Below are 17,165 nucleotides of genomic sequence, written 5' to 3' on the forward strand. Positions count from 1 at the left end.
CCCTTAGTAAGTCCGAACCTTGGGTTCGAATGGCGGAACGGTCTTCGGCGCGAAGTTCACCGCGCGCTTGGTGACACGCTTGTCACCCGGGAAATACAGCGAGTGGCACAGCCAGTTCTGATCGTCACGATCTTCAAAGTCCTCGCGGGCATGAGCGCCGCGGGATTCTTTGCGCTCTTCGGCGGCAATGGCGGTAGCCTCGGCCACTTCCAGCAGGTTCTGCAGCTCCAGCGCCTCGATGCGCGCGGTGTTGAACGCCTGGCTCTTGTCGGCGATCTTCACGGTGGAGATACGCTGACGCAGATCGGCCAACTGGGTAATGCCCTTCTGCATGTACTCGCCGGTGCGGAACACACCGAAGTAGTTCTGCATGCAGTTCTGCAGTTCCTTGCGCAGCGGCGCAACGTCTTCACCCGAGGTGCGTTCGTTGAGGCTGTTGAGGCGGGAAAGCGAGGACTCGAGATCGGTTTCGCTGGCGTTGCGATAATCGATGCCTTCCTTGAGCGCTTTCTCCAGGTGCAGACCGGCGGCACGACCGAAGACGACCAGGTCGAGCAGCGAGTTGCCACCCAGACGGTTGGCACCGTGTACCGACACACAAGCGACTTCGCCCACGGCGAACAGACCCGGGATCACGGTATCGACGCCATTGGCGTCCTGAGTGATCGCCTGCCCATGGATGTTGGTGGCAACGCCGCCCATCATGTAGTGGCAGGTTGGGACGACCGGAACCGGAGCGACGACCGGATCGACGTGCGCGAAGGTCTTGGACAGTTCGCAGATACCTGGCAGCCGGCTGTGCAGCACTTCCTCGCCGAGGTGATCGAGCTTGAGCATCACGTGGTCGCCATCCGGACCACAACCGTTGCCGGCAATGATTTCCTTGACCATCGAGCGTGCAACGACGTCACGACCGGCGAGGTCCTTGGCGTTGGGCGCATAGCGCTCCATGAAGCGCTCGCCATGCTTGTTGATCAGATAACCGCCTTCACCGCGGCAACCCTCGGTAACCAGCACACCGGCCCCGGCGATACCGGTCGGGTGGAACTGCCACATCTCGATGTCCTGCACCGGCACACCAGCACGCAATGCCATACCGACACCGTCGCCGGTATTGATCAGGGCGTTGGTGGTGGAGGCATAGATACGTCCGGCGCCACCGGTGGCAAGCACGGTAGCCTTCGAGCGGATGTAGGCGGTTTCACCAGTTTCGATGCATATGGCGATCACACCGACGATCACGCCGTCCTGGTTTTTCACCAGATCCACGGCATACCACTCATTGAGGAACGTGGTGTTGTTCTTCAGGTTGGCCTGATACAGCGTGTGAAGCAGCGCGTGACCGGTACGGTCGGCAGCCGCGCAGGTACGAGCCGCCTGGCCGCCCTTGCCGAAGTCCTTGGACTGACCACCGAACGGGCGCTGATAGATGCGGCCCTGCTCGGTACGGGAGAACGGAAGACCCATGTGCTCGAGCTCGAACACGGCTTCCGGACCTACGGAACACATGTACTCGATGGCGTCCTGGTCACCGATGTAGTCGGAGCCCTTGACGGTGTCGTACATGTGCCAGCGCCAATCATCGTTCGGATCGGACGACGCAATGGCGCAGGTGATGCCGCCCTGAGCGGAAACAGTGTGCGAGCGAGTCGGAAAAACCTTGGTGACTACTGCTGTCTTGAAGCCGGACTGAGCGAGCTGCAGCGCAGCGCGCATACCGGCACCGCCGCCGCCAACGATGATGGCGTCGAACGAAAGCGTACGAATGTTAGCCATGAATCAGATACCCCAAAGAATCTGCACACCCCAGACGAAGTACGCGAACATGGCAATGCCGCAAACCGCCTGGAACAGGAAACGCACGCTGGTGGCCCACTTGCCGATGGCCATGGCGGTCAGGTAGTCGGTGGAGATCGTCCACATACCAACCCACGCATGAACCCCGAGCGCAACCAGAGCCAGCAAGCTGAAAATACGCATCCAGTTATGGGAGAACAGACCGTGCCAATCCGCATAGCTCAGATTGGGATGGAAAAGCAGGTAACCAAGCAGAAAAAGAAAATAAGCCGCCAGAACAACGGCAGAAACGCGCTGCGCCATCCAGTCATAGAGGCCCGAACGCGAAAAGTTCGTAACGTTAGTTACCATATCCACACCCCCGCCAGAACGATGAGCACCACCGAGACGGCGATGACAATCTTCGAGCCCGTCTTGCCGCCTTCCAGTGTCTCACCAACACCGGTATCCATGACCAAGTGGCGCACGCCGGCCACCAGGTGATACAACAAGGCTGACAGCAGGCCCCAAATCACGAACTTAGCCAGCGGACTGGTCAGGTACATCTTCACGTCGGCGAAGCCTTCCTCGGACGAAAGCGACTTGTCGAGCACGAAAAGCATGACGGCAAGGCCTACGAAAAGGATGACACCGGAGATGCGGTGAAGAATGGACGTATAAGCGGTGATAGGGAGTTTTATGGTCCTAAGATCTAGGTTTACAGGTCGTTGGCTATTCACGGCTGTTTTTTTCACGCTGAGGCCCCAACAATCAGGGCAAGTTGTAGGGAAGTGCGCTGGTCAGGTCCCACTACCCAGGGAGTGACAACCCCAGAATACAGGCCTTAAAGCCCTGGCGGTCGGGCATCGAGTATAGACAGTTAGGACACTAATGACAACGCAATCACCTGCCCCAAAGAGCGGATTGCGCTGGCCTCACAAAAGGCGTAAATAGCCGATTTTCAAGACCCTCAATCACCCTCAAAGCCGTCTACCGCCTAGCCTCCACGCAAATTGACTTTCGGATTTATCACTCTATAGTGATGCGGGCCCTGCATGGGGGCAGGATGATACCAAGCATAAAATAGGAGGCCTCATGGCTGACAAAAAAGCGCAGTTGATCATCGCAGGCTCTGACCCTGTAGAACTGCCCGTTCTGACCGGCACTGTTGGTCCCGATGTAGTTGACGTACGGGGCCTCACCGCCACGGGTCGTTTCACCTTTGATCCTGGCTTTATGTCCACCGCCTCTTGCGAGTCGAAGATCACCTATATCGACGGCGACAAAGGCATCCTTCTTCATCGTGGCTACCCGATCGAGCAGCTCGCCGAGAAGTCCGACTACCTGGAAACATGCTACCTGCTGCTAAACGGCGAACTGCCGAATGCCGAGCAGAAGGCCCAGTTCGTCGGCACCGTGAAGAACCACACGATGGTTCACGAGCAGTTGAAGTCGTTCTTCAACGGTTTCCGTCGTGATGCTCACCCGATGGCGATCATGTGCGGCGTGGTCGGCGCGCTTTCGGCCTTCTATCACGACTCCCTGGACATCAATAATCCCAAGCACCGCGAAATCTCCGCGATCCGTCTGGTTGCCAAGATGCCCACCATCGCCGCCATGGTTTACAAGTACTCCATGGGCCAGCCGATGATGTATCCGCGCAACGATCTGAACTACGCGGAAAACTTCCTGCACATGATGTTCAACACCCCGTGCGAGATCAAACCGATCAGCCCGGTGCTGGCCCGCGCGATGGATCGGATCTTCATCCTCCACGCCGACCACGAACAGAACGCTTCCACCTCCACCGTTCGCCTGGCCGGTTCTTCGGGTGCCAACCCGTTCGCCTGTATCGCTGCCGGTATCGCCGCCCTCTGGGGCCCGGCGCATGGTGGCGCCAACGAGGCCGTGCTGGCGATGCTCGACGAGATCGGCGACGTATCGAACATCGACAAGTTCATCGCCAAGGCGAAGGACAAGGACGATCCGTTCAAGCTGATGGGCTTCGGCCACCGCGTCTACAAGAACTTCGATCCGCGCGCCAACGTGATGAAGAAGACTTGCGACGAAGTCCTCGCCGAGCTGGGCATCCACGATCCGCAACTGGAACTGGCGATGAAGCTGGACGAGATCGCGCGCAACGATCCTTACTTCAAGGAGCGCAATCTGTACCCGAACGTCGACTTTTACTCGGGGATCATCCTCAAGGCGATCGGCATTCCGACCAGCATGTTCACGGTCATCTTCGCCCTGGCACGCACCGTGGGCTGGATTTCCCACTGGAAGGAAATGCTTTCCAGCCCGTACAAGATCGGTCGTCCCCGTCAGCTGTATACCGGCTATCCGCAGCGCGACTTCACCGAACTGGACAAGCGCGACTGACATCTGGCGAACAAGAAAAAGGCTGCCGAGGCAGCCTTTTTCTTTGCCCGGAAGAAAGTCCTACTTCTTCTCAGCGCGCTCGCGCAACCCCTTAAGGGTATTGAACGGCGCATCGACCACGAAGCTGTTGGCCAGCCACGAAGGGACGCTGCCACCCGGCTCGGTCTGTACCTGATAGGTCACTTCGGTCTGGCCCGGGCCTTTGGGCGTCAGCTTCCACAGGCCTTCAACCTTGGCTACGCGTACATAGCCGTTTTCCTCGGGCAGGTAATCGGCGACCCCCTCCAGGGTACGAGTCAGACTGCCGTCGGAACCCTGTGTAGTCGTGATGTGCAGGATCGAATCACGCGCAGTGACCGGCCACGGAGGCGTGAAGTAGGTGTGGGTCCAGGCCTGGTCGCCCTCCTGCTTGAGCAGCTTCTGCTCCTTGCACTCGAAGATCCACGCACAGGAACCGCTGACATCCTCCTGCAGCGCACGAATGGTGGCGATGTCCGCCTTGACGGTGGTGACGCCGCGATAAGCCTTGTACTTGGAGCCGGCTACCGGGCTCAGGTAGATGCTGATGCCCGCCTCCTCCTTCTCCAGCTTCCAGTCATCGGCATGAACGATCGTGGGCAGTACGGCTGTGAATCCGCAGACCAGCGCCAGTTGATGCAAAAGCCTCATTTATTTTTCTCCTTATCAAAGACTCGAGCGACTCGACGAATCCGTCGAGCGCACGCTAAGCGGTCGCCTGCTCCAGCCAACCGAGCAGGCTGATCGCCTCTTCGCGATTGCTCCCGCAAACCGAAGGTTCGGCCTGGAACTGCGAGCACACGGGCGGCCTACCCGGAGCGCCGAACAGCGCGCACAGGTAGTCGACCGAAAGATGGATGCAACGTTCGCCCGCAGGCTTGCCGTGGGGCATCCCTGGAATGGGCGAACTTATCGAAGGGGCGATGCAGCAAGCACCGCAACCGGGACGGCATTGCATGGCGACAGGCGACCTCGTGAAACGGGACCAAGGGTTCTACGGGCGGCGATATTACCTGCACGCCGCACGGATGGCAGCCATCCAATTGATGGCAGCGAGGCTTGGCGGCGCGATGGGCAGGCAGTAGGCTCAGCGCCCTTACATTCCGGAGCTTCGCCGATGCCGATCTGGTTGCAAACCGCTGCCCTGTTGAGCCTTTCCAACATCTTCATGACGTTCGCCTGGTACGGCCACCTGAAGACGCTGCACAGCAAACCGTGGTTTGTCGCTGCGCTGATCAGTTGGGGGATCGCACTGTTCGAATACATGATCATGGTGCCGGCGAACCGGATTGGTTACACGACGATGTCGGTGGGCCAGCTGAAGATCATGCAGGAAGTGATCACGCTGTCGATCTTCGTGCCATTCAGCGTGTTCTACATGCAGCAACCGCTCAGGCTGGACTACCTGTGGGCGGGCCTTTGCCTGCTGGGCGCGGTGTATTTCATCTTCCGCGCCTAGGGCTCAGTGAAGTGGGCGGACGGCCGAGCGCCCGCCCGCATCGCCGTCACTTGGTCGGCTTGAGCCGCGCCAGCAGGCTCGAGGTATCCCACCGGTTGCCGCCCATGGCCTGGACTTCGCCATAGAACTGGTCGACCAGCGCCGTCATCGGCAATTGCGCGCCGTTGCGACGGGCCTCTTCCAGCAGGATCGAAAGGTCCTTGCGCATCCAGTCGACGGCGAAACCGAAGTCGAACTCGCCGGACAGCATGGTCTTGTGGCGGTTGTCCATCTGCCAGGATTGCGCGGCGCCCTTGCCGATCACCTCCATCACCGCCAGGCCGTCCAACCCTGCCTGCTGCGAGAAGTGCACGGCTTCCGCCAGCCCCTGTACGACACCCGCGATGCAGATCTGGTTGACCATCTTGGTCAGCTGGCCGCTACCCACCTCGCCCATCAGTCGCGACATCCGTGCGTAGCTCTGGATCACCGGCTCGGCGCGCGCGTAGGTTTCCGCCGCGCCACCAACCATTATCGTCAGCACCCCGTTCACCGCGCCCGCCTGACCGCCGGAAACCGGCGCATCGAGAAAGCCCAGACCGCGTTCTTTGGCGGCGGCTGCCAGTTCGCGCGCGACCGTCGCCGAGGCGGTGGTGTGGTCCACCAGTACGCTGCCTGCGGCCATCCCGGCGAAGGCTCCCTCGTCGCCAAGAACCACGCCACGCAAGTCGTCGTCGTTGCCGACGCAGACCATCACCAGCTCGGCGCCCTCAGCCGCTTCGCGGGGAGTGGCGCCACTGCTGCCGCCATGTTCGGCGACCCACTGCTCTGCCTTGGCCGCCGTGCGGTTGTACACACGCACCTCGTGCCCTTTGCTTGCCAGATGCCCGGCCATGGGATAACCCATGACGCCCAGGCCGATAAAAGCAACTTTCGCCATGACACACCTCTAGATTTGCGGTGTCGAAGCCTAGCACGGCATCCATCCCGTTCTGAACGCCGTTGAGCGCGCCCCACCCGATCACTGGAGGAAGCCTATGGGACACTGGCTGGTACTCGATCTGGAAGCCACCACCGAGGAAGGTGGCTGGCCGGTCGACGAAATGGAGATCATCGAAATCGGCGCCAGCCTGGTGGACGCCACGGGTCGTGAAATCGACCACTTCCAGCGTTTCGTCCGCCCGCTTCGGCGCCCCTTGCTGACTACGTTCTGCCGCGAACTCACCCATGTAACGCAGAACGACATAGATGCCGCGCGGCCACTGAGCCAGGTCTGGCCCGCCTTCGAGCGCTGGCTGGAGCCGCATCACCCACGACTTCAGGGTTGGGCGAGCTGGGGTGATTACGATCGGCAGCAGTTGCACCTGGAGTGGCAACGTCAGCAACTGGGCAGTCATCTCTCCAGCCTTGCCCATACCGATCTCAAGCGCCACTTCGCCAAGGTCCGTCAACTGAAACGTCCGGTAGGCCTGCATGCCGCGCTGGCGCTCGCCGGCATGAGCTTTCAGGGCCAACAGCATCGGGCCCTCGACGACGCCCGCAATACCGCGCGCCTGCTGCCGCTGGCGTTCGACGGCCGAACGGGATGACGCACCGCAGCGGCTTGGGCATACTGGCCGCCCAATTTGAATCCCCCTTCGAGGAGCCCGCATGTTCAAGGTAAACGAGTACTTCGACGGTACCGTAAAATCCCTTTCCTTCGAGCTGAACCAGGCCCCGGCCACCGTCGGCGTCATGGCCCCCGGCGAGTACGAGTTCGGCACCAGTCAACTTGAAGTCATGCACGTGATCGCCGGTGCGCTGACGGTCAAACTGCCAGGCAGCGATGCCTGGGAAACCTTCGACGCCGGCACCCGCTTCACCGTACCGGCGAACAGCAAGTTCCAGCTCAAGGTGTCCGTGGATACCGCGTACCTCTGCGAATACCACTGACCCGCCGTCGACCCCGTAACCGGCGGGGTCGCCTCCCTCCCCGCGTCATCGTGCTCATCGAATCCTGAAACGCCGCCCTGCGGCTCCGCGCTTAAAAACAGCTCTGCCCCCTATCCCTGAGCCCGTCTCTACGATGCCGAATTGATCCCGAGCATTCGGCGGCGTATTGGGGTGCGGCAAAATACAGCACTCACCAGGGGAGTGCGCGGATGAAGAACAGCATCAAGCCGACGGGAAAAGAAGTCCGGTTCAATGATCGGGAGATGATCATCTCCAAGAGCGATCTCAGCGGGCGAGTGACGTACGCCAACCGCTGCTTCATGCGTGTCGCCAACTATTCCGAGACTCAGGTGCTCGGTCAGCAGCACAGCCTCATCCGCCACCCGGACATGCCGCGTGGCGTGTTTAGACTGCTCTGGGACACCCTGCAGCAGAACCGCGAGTTCTTCGGCCTGGTGAAGAACATGAATTCGGACGGCGACTTCTACTGGGTCTTCGCCAACATCACCCCGGATTGCGACCTCCAGGGCAACATCATCGGCTACTACTCCGTCAGGCGCCCGGCTCCGGCCTCGGCGGTGCGCGTCATCGAGCCGGTGTACCGCCGGATGCTGGAGATCGAGCGCAACGAACCGAAGAACGAGGCGCCCCTCGCCTCCCTTGCCTATCTGATGGAGCTGCCGGCGCAAGAAGGCCTCAGCTACGACCAGTTCATCCTCAACCTCTACCAGCAAGGGGAACGGCAATGAGCCAGGCCATGCGCAGTCAGACCAGCCGACACAGCCCCTTCCTCAATCAGAAATTCATCATCTGCTGCACGGTCTTCGTCACGCTCAACCTGCTGCTGGCCGGCTGGCAGATGCTGACCCTGGGTTTCAGCTGGCCGCAGGTCCTGGTGCCCTGCATCTCGATCGCCTTCAGCCTGTACGCCATCGCCCACAGCAAGCGGCCCATAGCGACGCTCAACCAGATGGCGCGGGTGATCCTCTCCTGCCGCGAGGGCGATCTGCACCAGCGCATCACCCACACCGCCGGCCTGGGCGAAGTCGGCAAGGTCGCCTGGGAACTGAACGAGTTTCTCGATCTGGTGGAAACCTACTTCAAGGAAATCAACACCTGCTTCGGCATGGTCGCCGAGCGCAAGTTCTACCGCCGCGCCCTGTCGGCCGGGCTTCCCGGCGAGTTCGCCACCTCGCTCAGCCATATCAACCAGGCAATCACCGCGATGGAGGAAAACACCCGCTACGTGATGCGCAACCGGTTGTCCTCCAGCCTGCATGCGCTGAACACGTCCAACCTGCTGACCAACCTGCGCGGCAACCAGAACGACCTGAACGTCGTCGCCGCGGAAATCGAATCGGTTGCGGCGATCGCGGAGCGCAACCGCGACAACGCCCATGACAGCCGCCAGGAAGTCGATCAACTCAACGACTCGCTGGCCCACATCAACGAACGCATGCAATCGATGGCGGAGTCCGCCGATGCGCTGGGCAACGCCAGCGGCAGCATCGGGCAGGCGCTGCGGATCATCGCAGAGATCGCTGAGCAGACCAACCTGCTGGCGCTCAACGCGGCGATCGAAGCGGCCCGCGCGGGCGACATCGGCCGCGGCTTCGCCGTGGTCGCCGACGAGGTGCGTGCCCTGGCACACCGCACCAAGCAGGCCACGGGCGAGATTTCCGGAATCATCGGCGGGTTCCGCGAGCGCGTGGGAGTGATGGTCGAACAGACGCTGAGCACCGGCCAGCAGAGCGCAAAGGTCAGCGCACAGGTGGACGCCTTCCGCAGTCGCTTCAGCGAATTCGCCAGCAGCTCGCAGTCCACCATCGAGCAGCTTAGCCGCGCCAAGGACCTGTCCTTCGCCTCGCGGGTGAAGATGGACCACATCATGTACATGCAGAACGCCTACGCACGCGTCGAAGGCACCGATAGCCAGTACGGCATCGACGAGGGCAGCCCGCAGGACTGGTATCACAACGGCACGGGCCAGGCCCTGTTCGGGCAGACCAGGGCCTATCGCGACCTGGAGCGCCCGCAGTCGGACATGCATCAAGCCGTGGCCAAGGCCATGGACCTGTCCGCCCAGGACTGGGAGAGCGACGAGCAGGTGCACGATGGCATCGTCAATGCCTTCAACAGCGCCGAAGGCGCCAGCCGCGAGGTGATCCGGCAGATCGGCAACATGGTCGACGAAAAGCACCGTGCCCAGGCGTGAGTGCCGGCCCGGCGCAGCGACCGCAGGTCGAGAACCACAGACGCGCGTTTCATTTCGCGAACTCCGCGCCGACAAGCAAGGTCAACCACGAGAGCCGGGCGGACGCGATTGCGGACAGGCCGGCCTTCGTTTTCTGGCGCCTCGACAGGTGCCCAATGTCACGGTGCGTTCATCTGGGTTGCCTAGACTGCGCGCGAACCGATGAGGAGACAGCGATGAATCAACCCCATGACGACAATGAACCCCGCGTGGTCCATGTCGACCCGCAACAGCCGGTCGGCGGCGCCATCATCGATGCGCACGGCCAGGAAGTGCCGATCACCGAGAAGATGATCCAGCACGCCTGCGAGGAGCTGGATGACGAATGGTTCCTGGCGCCCGCCAAGAACTGAGCCCTCGCGCACAATGAAAAAGCCCGGCACAAGCCGGGCTTTTTCATTGATGCCGGATCAATCCAGCGTGCAGCCCAGGGCCCGAACCCAGCGCGCCAACTCGCCGGCCTCCCCGTCCAGGGTAACCCGCAGGCCATCGATCTCGCGGCGCAGCGGGTAATGCTTGCGCAGCGCATCGAAGGCGCCACGACGCGACGAGGGATCGCCGTGCAGGCTGCGGCGGAAATCCGCGTCGTCACGCCGAGGGTCGTACACGGCGCGACAGAGCGTAGCCAGGGCCCATTCGGAATCGGCGTCGGCCTGCAACGCGAGTTGCGTCAGCCAGGGCGCGGGAAGCAGAGCGTCCAGGCTCACTTCGGCGGCAACACCCAGCCACTCGCAAAAGGCGCCATGGATCTGCGCCGTGCCACGCAGCTTGCCGTCCAGGCTGTAGCCGGCGATGTGCGGCGTAGCGAGGCGGCACAGCGCCGCCAGTTGCGGATCGGCCAGCGGCTCGCCTTCCCAGACGTCGAGCACCGCGTCGAGATCCGCTCGCCGCTGCAGGATGTCGCTCAGTGCAGTGTTGTCGACCACCGCGCCCCGCGCCGCGTTGATCAGCCACGCCCCCGGCCTGAGCGCCGCAAGCTGCTCGCGCCCTATCAAATGATGGGTCGGCCAGGCGCCCTCGCGCGTCAGCGGCGTGTGCAGGCTGATCGCATCGCACTCGCGCAGGATGGTCGGCAGGTCGACGTAATCGCCGCCCTCCAGCGCCTGCCTGGGCGGATCGCACACCAGCACCCGCCAGCCCAGCCCGCGCAAAACGTCGAGCAGGCGCCCGCCGACCTGGCCAGCACCGACCACCCCGTAGCAACGCTCGCGCAGCGAGACGCCGTGGTGCTCCGCCAGGGCGAGCAGGCTGCCGAGCACGTAATCCACCACACCGCGTGCGTTGCACCCCGGCGCGCTTGCCCAGGCGATGCCGGCTTCATTGAAATAGTCGAGATCGAGGTGGTCGGTGCCGATGGTGCAGGTGCCGACGAAACGCACCACGCTATCCCGCAACAACTCCCGGCTGACGTCGGTCACCGAGCGCACCAGCAGGACCTCGCTGTCGCCTAGCGCCGCGCGATCGATGCCGCGGCCGGGCTGGCGTCGAATGGGGCCGAAGGCGCCGAAGAAGGCATCGACCAGGGGAATGTTTTCGTCGGCGAGGATTTGCATGCACGGGCTCCAGTTCGAGGCGGCCATTCTAAGCCATGCGACGACATCCGGGTTTTCCGCCCCTTCGTCGCTGCGTACACTACGCGGCCTTTCCGCACCCGCTCAGGATCACCATGTCGTTGAAATCCCGCTGGGGCCGGGTGCGCCAGGAGCTTGGCGCGCTGTTCCGCCTCGCCACGCCGATCATCATCGCCCAGTTCACCCATACCGCCATGGGCTTCACCGATGCGCTGATGGCCGGGCGGGTGAGCCCACGCGACCTCGCCGCGGTGGCGCTGGGAAACTCGATCTGGGTGCCGCTGTACCTGTTCATGACCGGCGTGATCCTGGCGACCACGCCCAAGGTTGCCCAGCGTTTCGGCGCAGGCCAGCCGCAGGAGATCGGCCCGCTGGTTCGCCAGGCGTTGTGGCTCGCGCTGTTCCTCGGCTGCAGCGCCGCCACGCTTCTTTGGCATGCGGACGTGGTCCTGCGCGCCATGGGCGTCGAGACCAGCCTGATGGAGCCCAGCATGGGCTACCTGCGCGCCATGGCCTTCGGTTTTCCGGCCGTGGCGATGTACCAGGCGCTGCGCTGCTTCAGCGACGGTATCGGCTATTCCCGGCCGAGCATGTTCCTCGGCATCTTCGGGCTGCTGATCAACATCCCGGCGACCTATGTATTCGTCTTCGGCAAGCTGGGCCTGCCGGCGATGGGCGGCGTGGGCTGCGGCTGGGGCACGGCGCTGGTGATGAACTGCATGCTGCTCGGCCTGCTGGGCTGGATCAAGCTGGCGCCGCGCTACCGCCCCAGCCAGCTGTTCGCTCACTTCGAGACCCCGTCGTGGCAGCCGATACGCGGCCTGCTGACGATCGGCCTGCCCATCGGCATCGCGATCTTCGCCGAGTCGAGCATCTTCGCCGTGATCGCGCTGCTGATCGGCGGGCTGGGTGCGACGGTGATGGCCGGCCACCAGATCGCGCTCAATTTCTCTTCGATGATCTTCATGCCGCCGCTGTCGCTGGGGATCGCCGTCACCGTGCGGGTCGGCCAGGCGCTGGGCCGCGGCGAGCCCCGCGAGGCGCGCTTCTGCGCCGGTGTCGGGATGTTCTCGGCGCTCTGCTATGCCTGTTGCTCGGCGACGCTGGTGATGCTGCTCAGCGAGCACATCGCACGCATCTACACCGAGGATTTGGCGGTGATCGCGGTGGCCGGCAGCCTGCTGTTCTACGTCGCGCTGTTCCAGTTCTCCGACGCCATCCAGGTAACCGCCGCCGGCGCGCTGCGCGGCTACCAGGACACCCGTGCGACGATGATCTTCACGCTGCTGGCCTACTGGGGCGTCGGGCTGCCGGTGGGTTACGCGCTCGGCCTGACCGACTGGCTGGGCGAGCCGTCCGGGCCACGCGGGCTTTGGCAGGGCCTGGTGGTCGGCCTGAGTTGTGCGGCGGTATTGCTGGCCACGCGCCTGGCACGCAGCTCTCGCAAGAGGATCTACAAGGCGGCGCGGCGCGCGAGGGCCTAGTCGGCCTTCTTGCGTATCCAGTAGAGGTAGGTGCCGCCCTCCTCCTGCTGTTCGACCAGATCGTGGCCGAGAAAGACGCAGAACTTGGGGATGTCGCGCCGCGTCGACGGATCGGTGGCGATCACCTTGAGCAGCCCGCCGGCGGGCAGGTCACGCACCTGGTTGTGCAGCATCATCACCGGCTCGGGGCAGTTGAGACCGGTGGCATCCAGAACGGCATCGTGTTGCAGGGACATCGAGGTACTCCAGAAAGGCTGGCGGTCATTGTCGCCGATGCGCCGCGCTCAGGACAGGCGGCGCAGATGGCAGGTCACTTCCTCGCGGTCGTGATAGAGCTGTTTGCAGGCAATCGAGACCTTGATCCGCCGCGCCGCGAAACCCTCTTCCAGGCGTTGCAGCAGGCGCCTGACCTCAGCGTAGCGCTGCTTCATCGGCAGTTTGAGGTTGACCACCGCCTCGCGGCACAAGCCCTCGCCGATCCAGGTTTCCAGCAGCGCCGCATTGCGTGCCGGCTTCTCGACGATGTCGCAGACCATCCAGTCGACCGGCCGCTTGGGTTTCCAGGTGAAGCCGTCGACCATCAGGTGCTGGACCAGTCCGGTATCCATCAGGCTTTGCGCCATCGGACCGTTGTCGATGGCGGTCACCAGCATGCCGCGACGCACCAGTTGGTAGGTCCAGCCACCGGGAGCGGCACCGAGGTCGACGCCGGTCATGTCGTCCGCCAGCCGCTCATCCCACTGCTCGCGCGGAATGAAGGTGTGCCAGGCCTCCTCCAGCTTCAGCGTCGAGCGACTCGGCGCCTCACGGGGGAACTTCAGCCGCGGGATGCCCATCGGCCAGAGCGCGCTGTTGCCCGCGTCGGCGATGCCGAGAAACACCTCCCGTCCGCTCCGGAACGTCAGCAGCAGGCGCGGCTTGCTCGCATCCTCGACCAGCCGACCGGCCTGCAGCAACGCCTTGCGCAGCGGCGCCTCGAACTTCCTGCAGAAAGTCGACAGTTCCTTGCCTTCGTTGGTATCGAACACTTCCAGCCACAGGCTGCCGCACACCGGGTAGCGCTGCAGTTGCTCGAGCAACACCTCGATACGCTTGGCCTCGGGCAGTTGCTGGTACTCACCGCGCGCCCACTGGCGAGGAAAGATCAGTTCGGAAAACGCCAGCTTGTGCATCAGCCTGGCGCTGCCGCCGGCCTCGCTGCAGACGAACTCGGCATAGGCGCTGTTCGGTTTCGCCTTCGAATAGCCCGCCACCTGCAGACGCGCCGCATGTTCGGCGATCTCGGCGCAGACTTCGTTCTCGAAACCGGGGCGGCAATGCAGCAACAGGGTATCCACGTGACGCTCTCCAGAAGCGGGCAACCGCGTGATGCGGCCCCCGGGCGGGGCGCGCATGATAGCCGACGCGGGAACCGGGGGCGTATCGGTCTGTCCAGTGAATGGCGGCGTGAGTAAAGCCGGCCCATCTTCCACAGTCGGCCGCACGCGGCTTCGACAGGCCAGTATTCGCCGCACCCGCTACCGTACTCAAGGCGCCGGCTCGATCCGGCACCACCGGCAACGCCCTCGACCGTGGGCCGCAAGGAGATACGCAAATGCCCTCCCTGGATAGCCTCAACTGCCGCCGCAGCCTCGATGTGGGCGGCCGTACCTACCATTATTTCAGCCTTCCGGAGGCAGCCAAGCGACTCGGCGACATCAGCCGCCTACCGGCTTCACTGAAGGTTCTGCTGGAAAACCTGCTGCGCTGGGAAGACAACCAGACCGTGCGTGGCGAAGACCTCCACGCCCTGGTCGACTGGCTGAAGACGCGCAGCTCCGACCGCGAAATCCAGTACCGCCCCGCGCGCGTGCTGATGCAGGATTTCACCGGCGTGCCGGGCGTGGTCGATCTTGCGGCGATGCGTGACGCGGTGTCCAAGGCCGGCGCCGATCCGCAGAAGATCAACCCGCTGTCGCCGGTCGATCTGGTGATCGACCACTCGGTGATGGTCGACCGTTTCGGCGATGACCAGGCCTTCGGCGATAACGTGAAGATCGAGATGCAGCGCAACGGCGAGCGCTATGCCTTCCTGCGCTGGGGACAGCAGGCCTTCGATAATTTCCGCGTGGTGCCGCCGGGCACCGGCATCTGCCACCAGGTCAATCTGGAATACCTGGCCCAGGTGGTCTGGACTCGCGAGGAGAACGGTGACACCTACGCGTACCCGGACACCCTCGTAGGCACCGACTCGCACACCACCATGGTCAATGGCCTGGGCGTGCTGGGCTGGGGCGTAGGCGGGATCGAGGCCGAAGCGGCCATGTTGGGACAGCCGGTGTCGATGCTGATCCCGGAAGTCGTCGGCTTCCGCCTGGTCGGCAAGATGCGCGAGGGCGTTACCGCCACCGACCTGGTGCTCACGGTCACGCAGATGCTGCGCAAGCAGGGCGTAGTCGGCAAGTTCGTCGAGTTCTACGGTCCCGGCCTGGACAGCCTGCCCCTCGCCGATCGCGCCACCATCGGCAACATGGCGCCCGAATACGGCGCCACCTGCGGCTTCTTCCCCGTGGATCAGGTCACCATCGACTACCTGCGCCTCTCGGGCCGCGACGAGCAACGCATCGCGCTGGTGGAGGCGTACAGCAAGGCCCAAGGCCTGTGGCGCGATGCGAACAGCCCTGAGCCTGTGTTCACCGCCAGCCTGGAGCTCGAACTGGACAGCGTCCGGCCGTCCCTGGCCGGACCGAAACGTCCTCAGGATCGTGTCGACCTGCCGGACATCGGTGCCAGCTTCGATCTGCTGCTGGAAACCAGCGGCCGCCTGCAGCAAGCCGATACCGCCGTGCCCGTGCAGGGCGAGTCCTTCAGCCTCAAGCATGGCGCCGTGGTGATCGCAGCGATCACGTCCTGTACCAATACCTCCAACCCCAGCGTGCTGATGGCTGCCGGCCTGGTGGCGAAGAAGGCCGTCGAGCTTGGCCTGCGTTGCCAGCCGTGGGTGAAGACCTCGCTCGCTCCTGGCTCCAAGGTGGTGACCGACTACCTGGCGAACGCCGGGCTCACCCGATACCTGGACGAACTCGGCTTCAACCTGGTCGGCTATGGGTGCACCACCTGCATCGGCAACTCGGGGCCGCTGCCCGAGGCGATTGGCGAAGCCATCGTCGACAACGACCTGATCGTCTCGTCGGTGCTTTCGGGCAACCGCAACTTCGAGGGTCGCGTTCACCCCATGGTGAAGGCGAACTGGCTGGCCTCGCCGCCGCTGGTGGTCGCGTTCGCACTCGCCGGCACCACGCGGATCGACATGGGCAAGGACCCGTTGGGCGTTAACGGCGAAGGCAAGCCGATCTACCTGAAGGACGTTTGGCCCAGCAATGCCGAAGTGGCGGCAGCCGTCAGCGCGGTGGATGGCGCCATGTTCCGCAAGCAATACGCCGACGTGTTCAGCGGCGATGCGAACTGGCAGGCGATAGAAACCAGCGCCGGCGACACCTACGAGTGGGACTCCAGCTCGAGCTACGTGCAGAACCCTCCGTTCTTCGAGGACATCGGCCAGCCGCCGAAAGCCCCCGAGAACATCGCGGGGGCGCGAATACTGGCATTGTTCGGGGACTCGATCACCACCGACCATATCTCGCCCGCAGGGAACATCAAGGCCAGCTCGCCGGCCGGCCTCTACTTGCAGGGGCTTGGCGTGGCGCCGGAGAACTTCAACTCGTACGGCGCCCGACGCGGCAACCACGAGGTAATGATGCGCGGCACCTTCGCCAACATCCGCATCCGCAACGAAATGCTCGGTGGCGAGGAAGGCGGCAACACGCTGTTCCAGCCCGAAGGCAGCAAGATGTCGATATATGACGCGGCCATGCGCTACCAAGCCGAGGGCACGCCCCTGGTGGTCCTGGCGGGCAAGGAATACGGCACAGGTTCGAGCCGTGACTGGGCTGCGAAAGGCACCACCCTGTTGGGGATCAAGGCCGTGATCGCCGAAAGCTTCGAACGCATCCACCGCTCCAACCTCATCGGCATGGGCGTGCTCGCGTTGCAGTTCGTCAACGGCCAGACCCGCACGAGCCTGGGGCTGACCGGTTCGGAGGTGTTGTCCATCAACGGACTGTCAGCCGACATCAAGCCGCATCAGATGCTGTCCGTGGGAGTTACCCGCAACGATGGCACATCGTTCGAATTCGACGTGCTGTGCCGCATCGACACGCTCAACGAGGTGAAGTACTTCAAGGCCGGCGGAATCCTGCACTACGTTCTGCGCGAATTGATCGCCAAATAGGGCACCCAATGCCGGCCGGCATCGAGTGGTTGGCGATTGG

The 17,165-nt window shown here is 63.3% G+C and carries 18 protein-coding genes; 9 read left to right on the forward strand and 9 right to left on the reverse strand.

The window, feature by feature from the left end:
* Positions 1-3: 3 nt before the first annotated feature.
* The 3 genes from sdhA to sdhC are packed head-to-tail and all read right to left on the reverse strand — an operon-like array spanning position 4 to position 2,516.
* Positions 4-1,776 (reverse strand): succinate dehydrogenase flavoprotein subunit, encoded by a 1,773-nt coding sequence (gene sdhA, locus BLV15_RS13675; protein ID WP_090229263.1) that lies wholly within the window; start codon positions 1,774-1,776, stop codon positions 4-6.
* A gap of 3 nt (positions 1,777-1,779) precedes the next feature.
* On the reverse strand, positions 1,780-2,148 hold the full coding sequence (sdhD, locus tag BLV15_RS13680; RefSeq protein WP_090229264.1) for a succinate dehydrogenase, hydrophobic membrane anchor protein: 369 nt from the start codon (positions 2,146-2,148) through the stop codon (positions 1,780-1,782).
* Positions 2,142-2,516 carry a succinate dehydrogenase, cytochrome b556 subunit gene (gene sdhC, locus BLV15_RS13685; protein WP_090229266.1) on the reverse strand — a complete coding sequence of 125 codons (375 nt, stop codon included), beginning with the start codon at positions 2,514-2,516 and terminating at the stop codon, positions 2,142-2,144. The genes sdhD and sdhC overlap by 7 nt, the downstream gene beginning before the upstream one ends.
* A gap of 355 nt (positions 2,517-2,871) precedes the next feature.
* On the opposite strand from sdhC, the gene gltA reads away from it, so the two are divergent.
* On the forward strand, positions 2,872-4,158 hold the full coding sequence (gene gltA, locus BLV15_RS13690) for a citrate synthase (protein WP_090229268.1): 1,287 nt from the start codon (positions 2,872-2,874) through the stop codon (positions 4,156-4,158).
* A gap of 60 nt (positions 4,159-4,218) precedes the next feature.
* Here gltA and BLV15_RS13695 read toward each other — a convergent pair whose 3' ends face one another.
* Both BLV15_RS13695 and BLV15_RS22330 read right to left on the reverse strand, forming a co-directional pair.
* Positions 4,219-4,827, reverse strand: coding sequence for an START domain-containing protein (locus tag BLV15_RS13695; RefSeq protein WP_090229270.1), 609 nt, complete (start codon positions 4,825-4,827; stop codon positions 4,219-4,221).
* A gap of 55 nt (positions 4,828-4,882) precedes the next feature.
* Positions 4,883-5,134 (reverse strand): YkgJ family cysteine cluster protein, encoded by a 252-nt coding sequence (locus tag BLV15_RS22330; RefSeq protein WP_090229273.1) that lies wholly within the window; start codon positions 5,132-5,134, stop codon positions 4,883-4,885.
* A gap of 159 nt (positions 5,135-5,293) precedes the next feature.
* Here BLV15_RS22330 and BLV15_RS13705 point away from each other — a divergent pair, with 159 nt between their 5' ends.
* Positions 5,294-5,635, forward strand: coding sequence for a DMT family protein (locus BLV15_RS13705; protein ID WP_090229275.1), 342 nt, complete (start codon positions 5,294-5,296; stop codon positions 5,633-5,635).
* Between the two features lie 46 nt (positions 5,636-5,681).
* On the opposite strand, the gene BLV15_RS13710 is transcribed toward BLV15_RS13705, so the two are convergent.
* Positions 5,682-6,554 carry an NAD(P)-dependent oxidoreductase gene (locus BLV15_RS13710; protein ID WP_090229276.1) on the reverse strand — a complete coding sequence of 291 codons (873 nt, stop codon included), beginning with the start codon at positions 6,552-6,554 and terminating at the stop codon, positions 5,682-5,684.
* 97 nt (positions 6,555-6,651) lie between these two features.
* On the opposite strand from BLV15_RS13710, the gene BLV15_RS13715 reads away from it, so the two are divergent.
* The 5 genes from BLV15_RS13715 to BLV15_RS22115 all read left to right on the forward strand — a co-directional run bounded on the left by BLV15_RS13715 (position 6,652) and on the right by BLV15_RS22115 (position 10,153).
* Positions 6,652-7,203, forward strand: coding sequence for a 3'-5' exonuclease (locus BLV15_RS13715; protein WP_090229278.1), 552 nt, complete (start codon positions 6,652-6,654; stop codon positions 7,201-7,203).
* A gap of 61 nt (positions 7,204-7,264) precedes the next feature.
* On the forward strand, positions 7,265-7,546 hold the full coding sequence (gene ppnP, locus BLV15_RS13720) for a pyrimidine/purine nucleoside phosphorylase (protein ID WP_090229279.1): 282 nt from the start codon (positions 7,265-7,267) through the stop codon (positions 7,544-7,546).
* A gap of 209 nt (positions 7,547-7,755) precedes the next feature.
* Positions 7,756-8,295: a PAS domain-containing protein gene (locus BLV15_RS13725; protein ID WP_090229281.1), complete on the forward strand. Its 540-nt coding sequence runs from the start codon at positions 7,756-7,758 to the stop codon at positions 8,293-8,295.
* A gap of 500 nt (positions 8,296-8,795) precedes the next feature.
* Positions 8,796-9,761 carry a methyl-accepting chemotaxis protein gene (locus BLV15_RS22335; RefSeq protein ID WP_245728205.1) on the forward strand — a complete coding sequence of 322 codons (966 nt, stop codon included), beginning with the start codon at positions 8,796-8,798 and terminating at the stop codon, positions 9,759-9,761.
* 215 nt (positions 9,762-9,976) lie between these two features.
* Positions 9,977-10,153 carry a PA1571 family protein gene (locus BLV15_RS22115; protein WP_175534360.1) on the forward strand — a complete coding sequence of 59 codons (177 nt, stop codon included), beginning with the start codon at positions 9,977-9,979 and terminating at the stop codon, positions 10,151-10,153.
* Positions 10,154-10,210: 57 nt separating this feature from the next.
* On the opposite strand, the gene pdxB is transcribed toward BLV15_RS22115, so the two are convergent.
* The gene (gene pdxB / locus BLV15_RS13735) at positions 10,211-11,353 is read right to left on the reverse strand and encodes a 4-phosphoerythronate dehydrogenase PdxB (RefSeq protein ID WP_090229285.1); all 1,143 of its coding nucleotides are present in this window, start codon (positions 11,351-11,353) and stop codon (positions 10,211-10,213) included.
* A gap of 113 nt (positions 11,354-11,466) precedes the next feature.
* On the opposite strand from pdxB, the gene BLV15_RS13740 reads away from it, so the two are divergent.
* Positions 11,467-12,855 carry an MATE family efflux transporter gene (locus tag BLV15_RS13740; protein WP_090229287.1) on the forward strand — a complete coding sequence of 463 codons (1,389 nt, stop codon included), beginning with the start codon at positions 11,467-11,469 and terminating at the stop codon, positions 12,853-12,855.
* Here the strand turns inward: BLV15_RS13740 and tusA are convergent.
* Both tusA and rlmM read right to left on the reverse strand, forming a co-directional pair.
* Positions 12,852-13,091 carry a sulfurtransferase TusA gene (tusA, locus tag BLV15_RS13745; protein ID WP_090229289.1) on the reverse strand — a complete coding sequence of 80 codons (240 nt, stop codon included), beginning with the start codon at positions 13,089-13,091 and terminating at the stop codon, positions 12,852-12,854. The genes BLV15_RS13740 and tusA overlap by 4 nt on opposite strands.
* 48 nt (positions 13,092-13,139) lie before the next feature.
* A complete protein-coding gene (rlmM, locus tag BLV15_RS13750) occupies positions 13,140-14,192 on the reverse strand; it encodes a 23S rRNA (cytidine(2498)-2'-O)-methyltransferase RlmM (protein ID WP_090229291.1) in 1,053 nt (350 codons plus the stop codon).
* Positions 14,193-14,449: 257 nt separating this feature from the next.
* Between rlmM and acnA the strand changes: the two genes are divergently transcribed.
* Complete coding sequence (acnA, locus tag BLV15_RS13755; protein WP_090229293.1) at positions 14,450-17,125, forward strand: aconitate hydratase AcnA; 2,676 nt, start codon at positions 14,450-14,452, stop codon at positions 17,123-17,125.
* The last annotated feature ends 40 nt before the right edge of the window (positions 17,126-17,165 follow it).

This window comes from Pseudomonas kuykendallii, assembly GCF_900106975.1.
Classification (GTDB): Bacteria; Pseudomonadota; Gammaproteobacteria; order Pseudomonadales; family Pseudomonadaceae; genus Pseudomonas_O; species Pseudomonas_O kuykendallii.

Excerpts from the sequence above, each read along its gene's own strand:
- BLV15_RS13705 (WP_090229275.1), top strand. The coding sequence starts at position 5,294 with ATGCCGATCTGGTTGCAAACCGCTGCCCTGTTGAGCCTTTCCAACATC.
- BLV15_RS13695 (WP_090229270.1), bottom strand. The coding sequence starts at position 4,827 with ATGAGGCTTTTGCATCAACTGGCGCTGGTCTGCGGATTCACAGCCGTA.
- pdxB (WP_090229285.1), bottom strand. The coding sequence starts at position 11,353 with ATGCAAATCCTCGCCGACGAAAACATTCCCCTGGTCGATGCCTTCTTC.
- BLV15_RS13710 (WP_090229276.1), bottom strand. The coding sequence starts at position 6,554 with ATGGCGAAAGTTGCTTTTATCGGCCTGGGCGTCATGGGTTATCCCATG.
- sdhA (WP_090229263.1), bottom strand. The coding sequence starts at position 1,776 with ATGGCTAACATTCGTACGCTTTCGTTCGACGCCATCATCGTTGGCGGC.
- acnA (WP_090229293.1), top strand. The coding sequence starts at position 14,450 with ATGCCCTCCCTGGATAGCCTCAACTGCCGCCGCAGCCTCGATGTGGGC.
- gltA (WP_090229268.1), top strand. The coding sequence starts at position 2,872 with ATGGCTGACAAAAAAGCGCAGTTGATCATCGCAGGCTCTGACCCTGTA.
- BLV15_RS22115 (WP_175534360.1), top strand. The coding sequence starts at position 9,977 with ATGAATCAACCCCATGACGACAATGAACCCCGCGTGGTCCATGTCGAC.
- BLV15_RS13725 (WP_090229281.1), top strand. The coding sequence starts at position 7,756 with ATGAAGAACAGCATCAAGCCGACGGGAAAAGAAGTCCGGTTCAATGAT.
- BLV15_RS22330 (WP_090229273.1), bottom strand. The coding sequence starts at position 5,134 with ATGCAATGCCGTCCCGGTTGCGGTGCTTGCTGCATCGCCCCTTCGATA.
- sdhD (WP_090229264.1), bottom strand. The coding sequence starts at position 2,148 with ATGGTAACTAACGTTACGAACTTTTCGCGTTCGGGCCTCTATGACTGG.
- BLV15_RS13715 (WP_090229278.1), top strand. The coding sequence starts at position 6,652 with ATGGGACACTGGCTGGTACTCGATCTGGAAGCCACCACCGAGGAAGGT.
- BLV15_RS13740 (WP_090229287.1), top strand. The coding sequence starts at position 11,467 with ATGTCGTTGAAATCCCGCTGGGGCCGGGTGCGCCAGGAGCTTGGCGCG.
- BLV15_RS22335 (WP_245728205.1), top strand. The coding sequence starts at position 8,796 with ATGCGCAACCGGTTGTCCTCCAGCCTGCATGCGCTGAACACGTCCAAC.
- ppnP (WP_090229279.1), top strand. The coding sequence starts at position 7,265 with ATGTTCAAGGTAAACGAGTACTTCGACGGTACCGTAAAATCCCTTTCC.
- tusA (WP_090229289.1), bottom strand. The coding sequence starts at position 13,091 with ATGTCCCTGCAACACGATGCCGTTCTGGATGCCACCGGTCTCAACTGC.